The sequence below is a fragment of the Bifidobacterium sp. ESL0827 genome, from assembly GCF_052606685.1.
This window is the reverse complement of the sequence record NZ_CP199597.1, coordinates 58,530-74,837: the sequence shown is the minus strand read 5'-3', so window position 1 is coordinate 74,837 and position 16,308 is coordinate 58,530. Positions and strand designations below refer to the sequence as shown.

The following is a 16,308-nucleotide window of genomic DNA, read 5'->3' as shown; positions in this document are numbered from 1 at the left end:
TTACGAAAAAATTGCCGCCTCCCTAAGATGGCGTGCTGTTTGTCTGAAGAAGGAGATCATTATCGTGCAAAACACGTCCACCTCTGCCTCCGTTCACCGGTCACGACCGGCCGTCCCCCACCCCTGGCCGGCCATCGCCGCGCTGATGATCGGGGCCTTCGTGGGCATGCTGAGCGAAACCTCGCTCAATATCGCCCTGCCCAACCTGATGGAGAGCTTTCACATCCCCGCTGCCACTGTGCAGTGGCTGGTGACAGGGTACATGCTGGTCATCGGCATCGTCTTGCCCTTCTCCAGCCTGATCTCCAAGTGGTTCACCACCAGGCAGACCGTGATCTTCGGTCTGGTCGCCTTCCTGGCGGGCTCGATTATCTCGGCCATGGCATCCACCTTCCCTGTCCTGTTGACTGGACGGCTGATCCAGGGCATCGGTACGGGCCTGATCCTGCCGCTCATGTTCACCGTGGCCATGCTGATCTTCCCGCCTGCCCGTCTGGGAACGGTGATGGGTATGTGCGCTCTGGTCATCATGTTCGCTCCCGCCATCGGCCCGACCTTGACCGGGATCATCCTAGGCAAGCTGACCTGGCACTGGATCTTCTGGTTCTTCACCCCCTTCCTGGTGGTGGCTCTGATCTTCGCCGTCTGCTTCCTGAAGAACGTGGGAACCATCACCCACCAGCGGCCCGACCTGGCCTCCATACTGGAATCCATTGTCGGCTTCGGCGGGCTGGTAGCAGGTGTCAGCCTGGCCAGCCGGTACGGATGGCTCTCTCCGGTCACCCTGATCATCCTGGTCGTGGCCCTGGTTGCGCTGGTCCTCTATATTCGTCGTCAGCTTGGCTTAGAGCACCCGGTGCTCAACCTACGCATCTTCTCTATCCCAGCCTTCCGCTATGGTGCCACTCTGGTCATGCTGGACTTCGCAGTCATCCTCTCCTCCATGTATCTGCTGCCCCAGTTCCTGCAGCGTGGGCTGCTCTTGCCCGTGGCCATGACCGGCATCCTCATGCTGCCCGGCGGCGCCATCAACGCCCTGGTCTCAGCCTTCGCCGGCCGGCTCTATGACGGCTTTGGAGCCCGAATTCCCGTCCGCTGCGGATTCCTTGTCGCCCTGCTTGGCACGGTCATCCTCCTGTTCACCGGCCCGCACACCCCTGTGGCCCTGGTGGTGGCTGCACACATCATCCTCATGATCGGCTGCCCCTTGGCCATGTCGCCAGCCCAGACCTACGCGCTCAACTCTCTGAGCGGCCCGCAGTCCGGCGACGGGAGCACTATCATCAACACCATGCAACAGATCGTAGGAGCCGTGGCCACAGCCATCACCACCTCCCTGCTGGCCATGGGTGAGGGGCAGGCAGCCGGAGTTGATAAAGCCCAGGCGTTCACCAAGGGCACCCACTACGGATTGATCTTCACCCTGGTGCTGATTCTGACTGCTCTGGCCGTGTCTCTGAAGGTGCGCAACTTCTCCCACGCTGACCAGCAGGAGGCCGATCGAGGCATTCAGCAAGCTCCAAGTTCGCACCGCTAGCTTGGGAACGTCCTTGGCTAGACTGGAGGACGGCGACCGGACTTAAGGCCCGCCATCGCGGGCCGCTCGGTCATCCCTGGAACGCTATCAGGAAGGGTGTCATGTTCGTTCTCAAGAACGCCTGGTTCACCATCAGGCGGCATGCGGCGCGGAGCCTGGTCATGGTTCTGGTCTGCCTGGTCGTGGCGGCGCTGGCCACGACAGCGGCCACCGTGCTCCAGGCTGACACCAAGGCACGTACCACAGACTACGAATCCCAACAGGTGGATGCCGTCATCAGCCCGCGCAAGGGAACCAAGGTCTCCCCCCTGGGCTGGAACGAGTATTCCAAGTACGCCCAACGCCTGCAGATGGATGGCATGCAGTACAAGGCGTATTTCCATGAGACCGCCGACATCAACCCGGAGGGACTGACCCAGTCAGGCACTTACTCCCTGGTGGGCGTCTCCGACAAACAGGCTGAGCCTACCCTGCCTCATGGCCCCTTCGTGCTGGACCAGGGCAAGGGGCTGGACTACGCCTCACAGAATGCCTCCGGCACCCAGACCGTACTGATTTCCAAGCAGATGGCCCAGGCCAACAAGCTCAAGGTGGGTGACACCCTGACCATCAAGGATCCCCGCCAGCAGGATCAGCAGGTCAAGCTGACAGTCTCGGGCATCTATCACTACCGCAAAGCCGCCGACCAGGCAGCCAACCGGGCCATCTACACGGCCTATCCCACCTTTGCCATGCTGGGACTGGATACGGCAAGCAAACCCGGTGACCCTGGCCATGAGCTGCTGGTGGCCTTCGTCCTGGATTCGCCGAGCACCTACCAAAAGTTCATCAAGGAGCTACGCAAGGACGGGCTCAAGGCCTCGCAGTACGACATAGACTCTCCCAGCCTGAAGGACTATCAGCGGCGGATGGAGCCGGTCCACCAGGCTGCCGACCAGGCGCGAACTGTCATCATCCTGGTCTGCCTGCTGGGCGGGCTGATTCTGCTGGGTTGCCTATTTCTGATGCTGCACGGCCGCGCCAACGAAATCGGCATGGCCATCGCCATCGGTGTCCACAAGGCCCGGCTGGGCTGGCAGTTCGCCTTGGAGACCCTCTTGCTCACCCTGCCCGGACTGGCCCTGGGCCTGGCGCTGGGCACCGCGATCAGTCGGCCGCTGGGGCGGTCGCTCTTCCATCTGGGGAGCCTGGCCAGCATGCCTCATGCTGGTCTGATCTGGAAGATAATCCTGATTGGCCTGGCCGTCTGCCTGGTCCTCGCTCTAGCAGCAGCCGCCAGAGTAGCGGCCTTCAGAACCGCCCAGCTATACACCAACGACCTGGAGGACGAGGCATGAGCGAAAAGACATCGGACCAGCAGCCAGACGAAGAGTCCCAGGCAACTACTGATCAGAAACAGACCGATCAGAAGCAAGCCGCTCAGACAAGGGCCGAAGCTGAGCAAACAGCCGACGAGAGCACCAACGCCGAACCCATGTCCGAACCCGAGGAAGAAGCAACCACTCAGACGGACAAAAAGACCGAGGAGGATGATTCTTCGGAAGAAGATGCCGCGCTGGCTGCCTTCAAAGTGGTCATCGAGCATGAAGATACCGAAGATTCCGATGACGATCAGGAAGAGGACCCGCTGTTGGATACCGATGACCAACGGGTGCTGGTTCCTGGAGGCTACCCGGTGCTTTCCCTGAAGCACGTGGATTACGCGCGCAAGATCCAGGGTCGCCCCGAACAGATCCTGGACGATGTCGATCTGGAATTCCAGCGTCGCCGCATCTACTCGGTGGAGACCACCTCCCCTTCCGTACGGGCCGCCATGATGGCCTTGATGACCGGCTTGCGCGCCCCCACCCAGGGCAGTGTGCTCTTCCGGGGCACAGATCTGCGCCAGTTGCTGGCCTCCGACTATCGCGGCCACCAAATTGGGGCCATCTTTGGCACCGATGCCCTGAGGCACGACCTGACCGCTGTGCAGAATCTTGTCTACACCATGGATGCCAGCGGGCGCACCTTCCTGGGCCCCAAGGACAATCTGGCCCGTCAACTGCTGGACGAGGTCGGCTTCCCGGAGCGTCTGCAGGACAAACTGACCGCTGATCTGGGCCACCTGGACTTCCGCCTGGCCTCCGTGGCCCGAGCCCTGTGCTGCGAGTGCGATGTGCTCATCGCCGACGAACCCACCGAAGGGCTGGAGCCGGGCGACTGGGATACCCTGCTGGCCACCCTGAAGCGGGTCTCCCGCCGTCATGACTGCACCGTGATCATCCTGACCTCGGGCGGTTCGGACACTGTAGACGAGGGCACCTACGACGACCGATTCATCGTCGATTGAGCCTCAGCCTTCCGGACCGAAGACGGATGGCACTGCACTGATTTGTTCGGTCATCACCCATGAGGAGTGGATACCCCGGGTCATGGCCGAACAAATCGATTTGTGCAACAAGGACCCACATCGGCAACGGGGAATCATCCTGCACCATCACCATGGATTCGGACCCGTTCGGGATGTCGGCGTCAAAGAAGCGATATGGATCACCCCAGGGCTGCTGATTGCCCAGAACGCCTGGCTGGTATCCCGCGGCCGTCCCTCATGGGCCCTGTCAGCCCCACCGACCATGTGGCTGGATGATCTGGACCAGTCCCTGACCGGACGCAGAATTCTGACTGTGACGGCCGAAACCATTCTGACTTGGCGCCGTATGCCATCGGGCTTGGGGCAGCGCCCCTGGTCGCAGCTGGCTGCCGGTCGGGTATCGGGCCTGCCTGCAGCCCGGCGAAACCTTGAAGATCTGCAGAGCAAGCTGCGGACGGCCCCTGCGCAATCGCTGATTCGCATCCAGACCCACTTGCCCGATATCCAGGAGGAGTGGCGGGTCATCATCAACAGGGGACGGATTGCAGCATCCAGCGGATACTGCCTGCATGAAGGTGAGGGCTCTAGGGCCATCACGACAATCTTTGACGGTGCCGTTTTCGATCCCAGACATCGAGCGAGCGCTGAGGACTGCGCCCTCCAGGCAGCCAAGGGTCGATCTTCTGCCCCGATCAGCGTGGATCTGGCCTTCCTCCGTGGGTCGGATCGGCCGCTGATTTTGGAGGGAAACCCGGTCTGGTGCGCTGCTCCCTATGCTTACGGGACACAGGGCATGGCCTCTTTCCTGAAAGCCGTTGCGGACTGCCGGACCGATCCAGTCGACCCCTATCAACCAGACCCGTGGATGGTGCGCGAATTCGCTGGTCGTTTCCGCAGTTCCTGGGGTCCGGTCCGGCAGGATCAGACGATGGTCATGCCGTAGTACTTAGCCAAGGGCTGCAGGTCCGGCACCCCGTATCGGGCCACCAGTTGCCTCCAACGGGCCAGATTGTCGGGACCATATTTGGCCGTGCGCTTGGCGGCAGTAGGCTCGGAGACGAAGATAGGCGGCTGGTGCTTGCTGTGGAACTTGTCCGCATACATGACCACCTCCTGCTCAGGGTTGACCGGCAGGTAGTCGTCCGGCGGCAGGTTCAGATGCTCCTCCTCCACCTGGCGGCGGGTCAGCCCAACCCCGGTATGGTTGCGGGCGAACTGGGCCACCGACTCGTCCACACCAGCGTCCAGCAGCAGGCGATAGCCCTCCAGCCCGTGCTCGATGTACCGCTCACCCTGGAAGGTCAGGGGCCGGCCCTGAGAACCGTCATCCTTGAGGATACGATAGGTGCCGATGTCGTGCAGCAAGGCGCCCGTGCGGACCAAATCACGATCAAGCGGCCGCTCGGGCAGGACCCCGTCAGGGTCATCACCACGCGACAGGCGCTCGTTGACCTGGTCGGTCATGCGCACCGCGAGCGCGGCAATGATCTGGCAGTGGGTGTGTATCAGTTCATAGGCGGCTTGGGAGGGCGCATACTGACGATGCAGGGCCTCAGCCATGGGAACATTGGGAATCATACCGACCATTCTAGGGATCCTTGCCGCAAATGTGACCTTTGCGACGCTTATGCACACTTCAGCGGGTAATCAGCCCTGCCATTCTGCTGCCGACAGTACACTGGGAGCCACGGTATTTCACGAGGAGCACTATGGACACTTCACCACTTGCGCGCTCCGCCGACCAGCCCACTCCCCCCGACGAGGACGGCGGCCGACAGGCGCCCTGGCACAACCCCTTGCTGGACCCGCGCGATCTGCGCATGCCGCGCATCGCAGGACCCAGCTCATTGGTCATTTTCGGCGTCACCGGCGATCTGGCCAAGAAAAAGCTCTTGCCGGCCGTCTATGACCTGGCCAACCGGGGACTGTTGCCAGCCAGCTTCGGGCTGATCGGATTCGGACGGCGCGACTGGAACGACCAGCAATTCGTCGCCTTTGCGGAGGAGAACGTCCGCGCCCACTGCCGCACCCCCTTCAACGAATCCACCTGGCGACATCTGAGCCAGGGCATGCGCTTCGTCAAAGGCAGCTTCGACGATGCCGAGGCCTTCCGCCACCTGTCGGCCACCGTCTCTGAGCTGGACCGAGTCCGTGGCACCCGTGGCAACCATGCCTTCTACATGTCGGTGCCGCCCAAGGCCTTCCCCCAGGTGGCCCGTCAGCTGGCCGAGTCGGGGCTCTCCCACTCCACGGAAGGGGCCTGGCGCCGCGTCATCATCGAGAAACCCTTCGGTCACGACCTGGCCTCGGCCAAGGAGCTGGACCGAGTGGTCTCCGAGGTCTTCGAGCCGGATTCGGTCTTCCGCATCGACCACTATCTGGGCAAGGAGACCGTGCAGAACATCCTGGCCTTGCGCTTTGCCAACATGATGTTCGAGCCGGTCTGGAACTCCAACTACGTTTCCCACGTGCAGATCACCATGGCCGAGGACATGGGCATCGGCGGCAGGGCCGGCTACTACGACGGAATCGGAGCAGCCCGGGATGTCATCCAGAACCACCTCCTGCAGCTGATGGCCCTGACGGCCATGGAGGAGCCGGTCTCCTTCTCGGCTTCAGATCTGACGGCTGAAAAGACCAAGATCCTCTCAGCTGTACACCTTCCCAAGGATCTGGCGGCCCACACCGCCCGAGGCCAGTACACGGCAGGCTGGCAGGGCTCCCAGCATGTGGTCGGTTACCTGGATGAAGACGGGATCGACCCCTCCTCCACCACCGAGACCTATGCGGCCATCAGGCTGGATGTGGACACCCGCCGCTGGGCCGGCGTCCCCTTCTACCTGCGCACGGGCAAGCGCCTGGGCAAGCGGGTCAGCGAGATCGCCATCGTCTTCAAGCGTGCCCCCCACCTGCCCTTCGAGGCCACGGCCACCCGGGAACTGGGCGCCAACGCGGTGGTCATCCGCGTACAGCCCGACGAGGGTGTGACCCTGCGCTTCGGGGCCAAGACCCCCGGATCGGCCATGGAGGTGCGTGACGTCAACATGGACTTCTCCTACGGGCGTTCCTTCACCGAGGCCTCTCCCGAGGCCTACGAGCGGCTGATCCTGGACGTGCTCCTGGGAGATCCGCCCCTCTTCCCCACCACCGAAGAGGTCAATCTCTCCTGGAAAATCCTGGACCCCATCGAGGAGTTCTGGGCAGGACAGGGCCAGCCCCAGCCCTACCGCGCCGGCACCTGGGGTCCGCGGGAGGCTGATCTGATGCTGGCCCGCGACGGATACCACTGGAGGATGCCATGATCGTCAGACTGAACAACACCACCACCTCCGCCATCGCCCGGGAGATTGACGAGCTCCACGTGGAACGGGGGGAGGCCGCCCAGGGACGGGTGCTGACCTTGGTCATCGTCACCGAGCAGGCCCATCTGGAGACGGCCCTGGAAACCGTAAACGCCGCAAGCCGTGAACACCCCTGCCGGGTTATCGCCATGGTGACCGACGCCGAAGACCATCAGGCCGAGCAGGAAGCGGATCAGAAGTTCGCTGCAGCACAGTCCTCTGAAGACTGCGTCTCCTACAAGAACACCGACCATGACGGCGACCGCACACTGGATGCCGAGATCCGCTTCGGCTCGGATGCCGGTGCCGGCGAGGTAGTGGTCCTGCGACCAGTGGGGGCTCTGCTGAACCATTCAGATGCTCTGGTCATCCCACTCCTGGTGCCGGATGCCCCTCTGGTGGTTTGGTGGCCAACCAATCCACCCCTGGATCCCTCGCAGGATTCCATCGGGACCATGGCCGCCAGCAGAATCACTGATGCCATGGAAGCCGACGATCGCCAGGCTGCCTTCGCCCAGTTGCTAGCCCATTCGCGCGCTCAGGACGTGGACCTGTCCTGGACCAGGATCACCATCTGGCGGGCACAGCTGACCTCCATGGTGCAGCAGCCGCCCCACCTGCCCATCCGCTCGGTCAGGGTGACCGGCCAGGCCCACTACCTGCCGTTGGAACTCTTGGCCTCCTGGCTGGCACTGAAACTTAAGGTGCCGGTCACTGTCGAGCGTGATCCACAGGCCCAGGCCGTCACCGGCGTCTACTTCGAGCGCCCGGACGGGATCATGAGCATGGAGCGTCACAATGACGACCAGGCCCGAATCAACCAGCCCGGTCAGGCCTCACAGACCATCTCCATGCCCCTACGCACCGCTGTGGACTGCATGAGCGAGGAGCTGGGTCGGTTGGACCCTGACGAGGTCTATCAGGAGGTCATCCACACCGGCTGGGAAATGGTTGACCACCAGTAAACCCAGGCAGCAACTCAATTCATATGCAAACGTCCGGGTGTAGGCTGAGGCCAGCATCACCTGCATGCAAGGAGGATCAGATGACCGATCGTCGTACCGTGACTTATGCCACAACCAAGCTGCTCAATCAGGCCACCGCAGCCCGCATCCTGCTGGAACTGGGAGACCTCCTGGCCCGTCAGGACCGGGCCGACCTGGCGCTGACCGGCGGACGGGACGCGGCGGATGTCTATGCCCTGATGGGCGCTGATCCCTTGAGCCAAAGTGTGGACTGGAGCCGAGTCCATCTCTGGTGGAGCGATGAGCGGTTCGTGGGCCTGGAAGATCCGGACCGCAACGACGAACAGGCACGGCGGGCCTGGTATGGCTCGCTGATCGACCAAGGGCTGCTGCCGCAGGCCAACGTGCATTCCATGCCCGTGGACACCCGCAGCCCAGCTCAGGTAGAAGCCGCCGACCAGGAGGAGAACGAACGGGTCCTGGCCCAGGCGGCAGCCACCTATCAGCAGGAGATCATCGACCAACTAGGCCTTGAGGGCCGGATGGATCTGGCCGTCTTTGGCGTGGGCCCCGACGGCCACTATGCCTCCCTCTTCCCCGACCGCCCCGAGGTCAGGCTGCAGGACGACGATCTGCTGGTGACGGGCGTCAGCAACTCCCCCAAGCTACCCCCGCTCCGGGTCACCATGACCACGCCATTCATCCGCCGGACCCCCAAGGTATGGCTCTTCACCTCAACTGCCGAAAAGGCCTCGGCCGTGGCTGCTGCCCTGGGAACCACAGACGATCCCCATGTCCCCTCCTCTTATGCCAGGGGCACCCTGGAGACCCTCTGGCTCTTGGATTCAGACGCTGCCTCGAAACTGAACTGAGCTTTCTGTACCAAGAGCCTCTACATATCTCAGGACTCCGAAGATTCCTTATCCGCAGCAGGAGCGGAGTTGGAGTTTTCGGAGTCCTTTCTGGTCATTTGCTCGACAGCCCGATCGGATTCGTCGACGATCCAATCCATGGCGTGCCGTGCTCCATCTGCATCGCCCCGACGTATCAGGGCAGCTACGTCGCCATGTAGCCGCAGAGCCTTCTCATCGGCCTTCCTGGGCATAAGCTCATGCCGGGTCCGCCCAGACAGCACTGAGGCAATCACATCGCCCAGCGCCGCGAACATGGTGTTGCCCGATGCCTCAAGCAGGGTTCGATGGAAGGTTTCGTCAGCCCGAAGATAGTCCGGCCCGTCGGCCCGGTCAGCGTTGGCCACCATATCAATAGCGGCCCTCGTCAGCTTCGCCCACTGATCCTGATCAGCGTGGCCGGCCGCCAGCTGGGCAGCCATGGGCTCCACGCATGCCCTGAGCTCAGACAGCTCATGCAGGGTCCGTCCCCGGTCAGGTCCGCGCAGTCTCCACTCGATCACCTGGGGATCAAAGATGTTCCAAAGCTGGTATGGGTTGACCGTGGCACCGACCTTGCGTTTTACAGTGACCAGACCCATGGCCTCAAGAACCCTGGTGACCTCGCGGGTGACCGTGCGCGAAGGCCTCTGGCTATCCAGGTCAGGGATTGGCAGTCGGTCGCCCGGAGCGATGGCACCGCCTACGATGGCCGCGCCCCACAGGTCCAGCAGCCGGTCATGCAGGGTTCCTTCTGCAGCCTTTTCGTCATCAGGTATCCTTGCGCTTTCCACAAAGTCCACTCTAGCAACCGGTTCATTCGCAAGCAGACCAAGGGGATTTACAAGCAAAATCGAGGCTCGATCCTGCTCTTAGCATCCAGGCTTCCAATCCGTCCTAAGGTCGTGTAAGATATGTTTCGTTAAGGCATACTTAATATCGTATTGCTGATATTACGTAATGCAAAAATATGAGCCGAGAAGCTGTTGGGCCGAACGGTTCACACCCTCAGAGAAGAGACAGCCATGCTTTTAGCGTCGCAGAAGCCAGCAGACGGGTACCTAACCCTGGCGACGAGTCAGGCTGTATCCCTGAACACCACCCAGTTGGACATCAGTCTGGTGATCAGCCTGGCGGCGCTCATCTTCCTGGTCACTGTCGTCAAACTTCATCCCTTTGTCTCCCTGCTGGATGCCGCCTTGGTGGTCGGCATCCTTAATAATGCCATGACCATGATGCATGCAGGTTCCATGGCCACCACACTTTTGGTCATTGTCATCATCGTCGGCTCAATCTTCCTCTCTCATCTCAACGACGCGGGCTTCCTGCTGATCAAGAAGCACTTCGGCCTGAGTGTTGGAGAGACCATGAAGACCTGATCGGTTCTGAAATGCCTGCTGTCGGTAATGGTTCCGGTCATGATCGTCAGCCTCTTTGAACCCATCACCGCCTGAACGTCATTGTCAGATTACTTTTCAGAAAGGTTACACATGGTCGACACATCATTGAAAAATTCAGACGCGCTGAGTGCAGAAAGTCACCCGGAGCCCAGGGTTCCCACGGCAGTGGACAACACGGTTCCACCGGACTATTTCCACGGCCGCACACCCATCCTGGTCATCATGGGAGTCTCCGGCTGCGGCAAGACAACCATGAACGAACACCTCGGCAACAAGCTGGGTTGGGACATGGCCGAGGCCGACGACTTCCACCCTCAGGCCAACATCGACAAGATGGCCCGCGGCATTCCCCTGAACGACCAGGACCGATGGCCTTGGCTGGACAGCATCCATGATTGGATCGAGGACCACATGCGGCGAGGAGTGCCAGGAACCGTCACCTGCTCCGCCCTGAAGCGGGTCTATCGTGACCGGCTTCGAATGCCTGGGGTGGTCTTCATCCATCTCAGCGGGGACTACGACTCCATCATGGAACGGCTCTCCAAGCGGAAGGGCCACTTCATGAAGCCACAGATGCTGCGCTCCCAGTTCGACACCTTGGAGCCCCTAGGGCCGGACGAGGTCCATCTGACCATCGACGTGGGTATGCACATGTCTCCTGAAATCGAGGCAGAAGAGGTCATCGACACCCTGGGCCTGCAGTGCGACGTCAAGGCACACACCGCCCAGGTTCAGGCCGAGCGCGCCCGGCAGGCATCCCGCCAATAGCATCGACAAATCGGCTCGACCGCGGCCGATAACCAACCATCGCGGTCAGCTTCACACTGTTGCAGTTAAGGGAGAGGAACTGACATTATGAAGATCGGCATGATTGGCCTGGGACGCATGGGCAAGAACATGGCGGACCGCCTGCGCACCGGTGGCCACCAAGTAGTCGGCTACGACATCGCGCCGGACTCGGGCAGGGATGTGGACAGCCTGCAAGCCCTGGTCCAGGCCCTCGAGGCACCACGAGTGATTTGGGTCATGGTCCCGGCCGGCAAGCCCATCGAGTCCACACTCGATCAGCTGGGCGAGCTGATGGAGCGCGGCGACCTGGTTGTGGACGGGGGCAACACCCGCTTCACCCAGGACCAAGAGCACGCTCAAGCCCTGGCTGCCAGGGGCATAGGCCTGGTGGATGTGGGCACCTCCAACGGCATCTGGGGCAAGGAGAAAGGCTATGCCCTGATGGTCGGCGGATCGGACCAGGATGTGGCCCGAATCCAGCCCATTCTGGACACCCTGAAGCCTGAGGGCGACTTTGGTCTGGTCCATGCCGGGGGAACGGGCGCGGGCCACTATGCCAAGATGGTCCACAATGGCATCGAGTACGGGATGATGCAGGCCCTGGCCGAGGGGTACGCAGTTCTGGAGGCCTCCGACCTGATCAAGGAGCCGGGCGAAGTGGTGGAGTCCTGGCGCAAGGGTTCGGTCATCCAATCCTGGCTGCTGGACCTACTGGCCCAAGCCCTGAAGGAAGATCCGCACCTGAGCGGAATCGCAGGCAAGGCTGATGAGACCGGCGAGACCAAGTGGATGATCGCAGACGCCCTGGAGCTGGGGGTGCCCACACCGGCCATCACCTCGGCCCTCTACGCCCGCCAGTCCTCCAAGATCGAGGACCCCATGACCATGAAGGTGGTCTCCGCCCTGCGCAGCGCCTTCGGCGGCCACCCCATCGTCAGGGAGTAACCGGGTCCCGGGCCGGGTACCAGTAGGATCCCACCTGCGGACGGACCTGGACCATGGCGCTGTCATCAGCGAACTCCAAGGGAGCGAAGACGATTTCGCGATGGCAGCCGTCGCCCCGGCCGTCCCTGGCGAACCTGTGATAGGCCACGATCCAGTCGTCCCGGCCCGGCACACGTGTGATGCAGTGGTGCCCCGTGGCCAGGATCCCTTTGGCGTAATCAGCCTTGATCAGGATCTGGGGCGCGGTCCAGGGCCCGTCCAGCGATGGCGCGCTGGACCAGCGGATCCGGTAGCTCGGGTCCCTGGTGTCGTTCTCCGACCAGGAGGCATAGTAGATGTCTCCCCGTCGGCAAACAGTGATGGCTTCGCGGAAGTTGTCGGGCACAGCGGAGCACACCGAACCCTCTTCCAGACGCAGGCCGTCCGGGCTCAGCCGCCCTATGTAGGCACGGCCATTGCCCCAGAGCAGATAGGGCACATCGTCGTCATTCACAAAGACCGAGGGATCGATGGGCAGGCAGTCATAGTCCCCTCGGGCGATGAATGGCTCCTGGGCCGCCCGGAAGGGGCCGGTTGGACCGGGAGCGACAGCTTGGCCGATTTGTCCGTCGGCCACAAAATACAGGATGCAGCGTCCCCGGCGCACCAGCAGGCAGGGAGCCCAGGCACCCTGTCCCCCATGCCACCAGGGGACCTGGTCCAGGTCCAGGATTTTTCTGCGGGTCCAGTGGCACAGGTCCCTAGATTCATAGACGTAGAAAGCGTGCGAGGACCAATCAGGTAGCCCGTCCTCGGTGCAATACAGGTACCAGCAGTCCCCGATCATGACCAGATCCGGGTCCGCGCAGTAGCGATGCAAGGGGCTGCTGGCCAATCCCATTCCCGTCGACCCTTGATGTGCGCTTGCAAATTCCTCCATGGACTGTGACTCCGATCCTTCATGAGTGCGGCGGCCGGAACCTCCGACCGCCGCCATTGACTACGACCTTCCAACTGGCCGCCTTACCCCTTGACCGCTCCTGCAACCAGTCCGGAGACGATCCACTTCTGACAGAAGATGAAGAAGACGAATACCGGAATCAGGGCCAGGACCGTAATGGTCATGAAGCTGGGCCAATCGGTGGTGAACTGGCCGACTGCGTTGTAAACCTGCAGAACGATCGTGCGCAGGTTGGAGCTGCTGATGAAGACGTTGGCCGTCATGAAGTCGTTCCAGGTCGACATGGTCTGGAAGACCACCACCGTGGTCAGGATGGGCCTGATCAGGGGCAGCACGATGCTCCAGAAGATCCTTAGGGGGCCGGCACCGTCAATCCTGGCGGCCTCGATGACCTCGAAGGGTAGGGACTGCATGTAGCCCACGATCAGGAAGTAGCAGAAGACCGCCCCGCCCAGATACATGATGATCAGGCCCAGAAGCGTGTTGACAAGCCCCACTCTGGACTCCATCCGGTAGAGGGGAATCAGGGTGGACTGGGTGGGAATCACGAAGGCGATCATGAGGATCACCCCGATCACCGAGGTGAAGATCGATTTGCGCAGGATCATTCCGTAAGCAGCCAAGGCTCCGATCAACACCTGGAAGAGGACGCCGAAGAAGGTGACGATCAGGGTGTTGACCAGGCTGCGGACGATGGGCACCGTAGCGAAGGCCCGGGTGTAGTTGCGCAGCGTCCACTGCTTGGGCAGGCCCAGCGGATTGGTGGCCATGTCCGGGACGGTCTTGAAGGTGTTGATCAGGATATACCAGAGGGGCACAGCGCAGATCAGGGCGATGATCAGCACCACCACGCTTCTGACCACCGAACGCCGCCGTTCCCGCTGACTCAGGGTCAAGGTCGAGCTCTTGCTGCTGCTCATTGGAACCTCCTGGAAATCAGGCTGGCGGCGCCCATCTGAGCGAAGACCACCAGAGCCGTGGCCACGGTGAACAGGACCGCCAGGGCCGAGCCCAGCCCATACTGGGACTGGCCGATGCCCTGCTGAATGATGGACTGGGTCACCGTATAGGTGGAGTATCCTGGGCCGCCCTTGGTCATGGTGTAGGGCAGGTCGTAGACCTTTAGGCCTCCTGACATGAGCAGGAAGCTGGAGGTGACGATGCCTGGAATCAGCTGGGGCAGGGTGATGTGGACGAACTGCTGGCGGCTGGTGGCCCCGTCCACCGTGGCCTGCTCATAGAGGTCTCCGGGAATGGACTGCAGGAAGGCCAGGTAGAGGGTGGCGTGCCAGCCGATCTGCGCCCAGACTGCGATGAAGATGACACAGCACCGGGCCAGGGTCGAGTTGGACAGCCAAGGCACAGGTCCCAGGCCGAAGACGCCCAGGATGGTGTTGAAGACGCCTGACTTCATGGGCGAGAAGATGTACTTCCAGACCATGCCCATGATGGCTAGCGAAGGTACGCTGAAGAAGAAGAACAGGGAGCGGGCGAAGTTGCGGCCCCAGAACTTCCGGTTCAGGGTGACTGCCAGGGGGATGGCGAAAATGGTCACCAGAACCGTTTGGGCCACGGCGTACAGGATGGTGAACACCAGGCCCTGCATGGTCGAGGAATCAGTGAACACGCTGTGGTAGTTCTTCCAGCCCACATAATGCATGTTCAGGCTGTAGCCGTTGAAGTCGGTCACCGAGTAGATGATGGTCTGCACCAGTGGCACCGCGAAGAGGATGACGAAGACGGCCAGGATAGGCAGGAGGAACCAGAAGGAGGTCAGATCCTGCCGCAGGCCGACCATGCGCCTTCGATGGGCGTTGGCACGCTCTGCCGCAGATTGGGAAGCCATATTCCAGCCCTTCCTACTTGACCGAGGCCATCTTGTCGTCGATGGCCTTGGCCCACTGATCCAGATTGATGGACCCCTGGACCAGCTGCTGGGTCTCGGACTGGCGGACGGTGGTCAGCACATCAGGCTTGGCATAGAAGTTCATGAGCAGGAAGTAGTGGCCTGGCTGCACGTTGGCCCGATAGACCTGCTCGTACTCGGGCTTGACCTTGGCCTTGAACCCCTGGACGGTGATGGCATCCCCGTTGTCGGCCGAACGCTGCAGGGCCCAGTGGCTGTCCATGAAGGTCAGGAACTTCCGGGCGGCCTTGAGCTTGTCGCCCTTGAGATGGGAGTAGATGGCGTAGGCGGGCGATGGCGATCCCTGGGCGTAGTTGACCATGCCCTTCTCCATGAGCGGCATGGGGGCCATGCCATACTTGAGCCCGGCCTGGCCGATGGATGGCAGGTCCCAGGGGCCGGTGCAGATCATGGCCACCTGGCCATTGATGAACTGGGTCTTCATGTCGTCGCCGCTGATGCCGACCGTGTCCCGGGTGACCAGGCCCTGGTCATAGAGCTTCATCCAGGCCGCAGCCGCCTCGCGTTGGTCACTGCCCGGCTTTTGGGGGCGGCGGTCGATCAGACCGGTCACATCGACCTTGTCTCTGTCGAACTGCGAGCCCATGAAGGCATCGGGAATCCTGCTGGGGCCATCGGCGATGGTCTCCAGGAAGGGCGTGACCCCGGCGGCCTTGAGCCTCTTGCACAGCTGCAGGAACCCGTCCCAGGTCTCCGGAACCTCCTTGGCGCCCGCCTTGGCCAGTAGGTCCTTGTTGTAGACAATGCCGGAGGCCCAGGAGGACACGGACATGCCGTAGACCTTGCCCTGATGGCTGACGAAGTCCTTGTTGGCCTGAGAGATGTTGCGCATGAATGGCTCGTTGGTCAGGTCGCGCACGTAGCCGTTCTTAATCAGGTCAGCCTTGTTCTCGGAGGTGATGATGAACACATCTGGGGCCTGATTGCCGACCAGCCGGGTCTGCAGGGTCTGGATGTACTCGGGGGTCGGCGGCGAGTAGCTGAAGTCCACCTTGATCCCTGGGTTCTGTTGCTCGAATTGGTCGATGTACGGCCTCATCACCTGTTCGTTGTTCCATGACAGGAAGGTCAGCGTGGTCTTGGACCCGTCAGCGCCACCAGCCCCGCAGGCACCCATGGCCGACACCAACATGCCGACCCCCAGCGCCGCAGCTATGCCCTTCCATGCTCGCTTCAGCTTCATGACTCCTCCTTGCAATCAATCCTCTGAACATCCGTCCGGGC

16 protein-coding genes are annotated in these 16,308 nt (G+C 61.8%); 10 read left to right on the top strand and 6 right to left on the bottom strand.

The genetic code is table 11. The features are described from left to right. The first annotated feature begins 64 nt into the window (after nucleotides 1-64). The 4 genes from ACUIAI_RS00280 (at nucleotide 65) to ACUIAI_RS00265 (ending at nucleotide 4,830) form a co-directional block, all read left to right on the top strand. Nucleotides 65-1,537, top strand: coding sequence for a DHA2 family efflux MFS transporter permease subunit (locus tag ACUIAI_RS00280; protein ID WP_445342237.1), 1,473 nt, complete (start codon nucleotides 65-67; stop codon nucleotides 1,535-1,537). 101 nt (nucleotides 1,538-1,638) lie between these two features. Further along, entirely contained in the window at nucleotides 1,639-2,874 is a 1,236-nt protein-coding gene (locus ACUIAI_RS00275) for an FtsX-like permease family protein (protein ID WP_445342236.1), read from the top strand. Next, a complete protein-coding gene (locus ACUIAI_RS00270) occupies nucleotides 2,871-3,866 on the top strand; it encodes an ATP-binding cassette domain-containing protein (protein ID WP_445342235.1) in 996 nt (331 codons plus the stop codon). The genes ACUIAI_RS00275 and ACUIAI_RS00270 overlap by 4 nt, the downstream gene beginning before the upstream one ends. 82 nt (nucleotides 3,867-3,948) lie before the next feature. Further along, entirely contained in the window at nucleotides 3,949-4,830 is an 882-nt protein-coding gene (locus tag ACUIAI_RS00265; RefSeq protein WP_445342234.1) for a hypothetical protein, read from the top strand. Here ACUIAI_RS00265 and ACUIAI_RS00260 read toward each other — a convergent pair. Next, complete coding sequence (locus tag ACUIAI_RS00260) at nucleotides 4,809-5,474, bottom strand: HD domain-containing protein (protein ID WP_121913057.1); 666 nt, start codon at nucleotides 5,472-5,474, stop codon at nucleotides 4,809-4,811. The two genes, ACUIAI_RS00265 and ACUIAI_RS00260, sit on opposite strands and share 22 nt — an antisense overlap. Before the next feature lie 233 nt (nucleotides 5,475-5,707). Here ACUIAI_RS00260 and zwf point away from each other — a divergent pair, with 233 nt between their 5' ends. The 3 genes from zwf (at nucleotide 5,708) to pgl (ending at nucleotide 9,065) form a co-directional block, all read left to right on the top strand. Then, entirely contained in the window at nucleotides 5,708-7,189 is a 1,482-nt protein-coding gene (gene zwf, locus ACUIAI_RS00255; RefSeq protein ID WP_445342775.1) for a glucose-6-phosphate dehydrogenase, read from the top strand. After that, entirely contained in the window at nucleotides 7,186-8,193 is a 1,008-nt protein-coding gene (locus ACUIAI_RS00250) for a glucose-6-phosphate dehydrogenase assembly protein OpcA (RefSeq protein ID WP_445342233.1), read from the top strand. The genes zwf and ACUIAI_RS00250 overlap by 4 nt, the downstream gene beginning before the upstream one ends. An 80-nt stretch (nucleotides 8,194-8,273) precedes the next feature. After that, nucleotides 8,274-9,065 (top strand): 6-phosphogluconolactonase, encoded by a 792-nt coding sequence (gene pgl / locus ACUIAI_RS00245; RefSeq protein ID WP_445342232.1) that lies wholly within the window; start codon nucleotides 8,274-8,276, stop codon nucleotides 9,063-9,065. A 29-nt stretch (nucleotides 9,066-9,094) separates the two neighbouring features. Here pgl and ACUIAI_RS00240 read toward each other — a convergent pair whose 3' ends face one another. Next, entirely contained in the window at nucleotides 9,095-9,877 is a 783-nt protein-coding gene (locus tag ACUIAI_RS00240; protein ID WP_445342231.1) for a FadR/GntR family transcriptional regulator, read from the bottom strand. A 231-nt stretch (nucleotides 9,878-10,108) separates the two neighbouring features. Between ACUIAI_RS00240 and ACUIAI_RS00235 the strand changes: the two genes are divergently transcribed. The 3 genes from ACUIAI_RS00235 to gnd all read left to right on the top strand — a co-directional run bounded on the left by ACUIAI_RS00235 (nucleotide 10,109) and on the right by gnd (nucleotide 12,217). Next, the gene (locus ACUIAI_RS00235; RefSeq protein WP_110412357.1) at nucleotides 10,109-10,462 is read left to right on the top strand and encodes a GntT/GntP/DsdX family permease; all 354 of its coding nucleotides are present in this window, start codon (nucleotides 10,109-10,111) and stop codon (nucleotides 10,460-10,462) included. Between the two features lie 111 nt (nucleotides 10,463-10,573). Next, on the top strand, nucleotides 10,574-11,251 hold the full coding sequence (locus ACUIAI_RS00230; protein WP_110412356.1) for a gluconokinase: 678 nt from the start codon (nucleotides 10,574-10,576) through the stop codon (nucleotides 11,249-11,251). 87 nt (nucleotides 11,252-11,338) lie between these two features. Beyond that, nucleotides 11,339-12,217, top strand: coding sequence for a phosphogluconate dehydrogenase (NAD(+)-dependent, decarboxylating) (gnd, locus tag ACUIAI_RS00225; protein WP_110412355.1), 879 nt, complete (start codon nucleotides 11,339-11,341; stop codon nucleotides 12,215-12,217). Here the strand turns inward: gnd and ACUIAI_RS00220 are convergent. From ACUIAI_RS00220 to ACUIAI_RS00205, 4 genes are all read right to left on the bottom strand, one after another. Continuing rightward, the gene (locus ACUIAI_RS00220; protein ID WP_258334395.1) at nucleotides 12,207-13,097 is read right to left on the bottom strand and encodes a family 43 glycosylhydrolase; all 891 of its coding nucleotides are present in this window, start codon (nucleotides 13,095-13,097) and stop codon (nucleotides 12,207-12,209) included. The two genes, gnd and ACUIAI_RS00220, sit on opposite strands and share 11 nt — an antisense overlap. Nucleotides 13,098-13,219: 122 nt before the next feature. Then, the gene (locus ACUIAI_RS00215) at nucleotides 13,220-14,077 is read right to left on the bottom strand and encodes a carbohydrate ABC transporter permease (RefSeq protein ID WP_445342230.1); all 858 of its coding nucleotides are present in this window, start codon (nucleotides 14,075-14,077) and stop codon (nucleotides 13,220-13,222) included. Then, nucleotides 14,074-15,003, bottom strand: a complete 930-nt coding sequence (locus ACUIAI_RS00210; protein ID WP_181414846.1) for a carbohydrate ABC transporter permease — start codon at nucleotides 15,001-15,003, stop codon at nucleotides 14,074-14,076. The genes ACUIAI_RS00215 and ACUIAI_RS00210 overlap by 4 nt, the downstream gene beginning before the upstream one ends. 13 nt (nucleotides 15,004-15,016) lie before the next feature. Beyond that, entirely contained in the window at nucleotides 15,017-16,267 is a 1,251-nt protein-coding gene (locus tag ACUIAI_RS00205) for an ABC transporter substrate-binding protein (protein ID WP_110412353.1), read from the bottom strand. Between the last annotated feature and the right edge of the window lie 41 nt (nucleotides 16,268-16,308).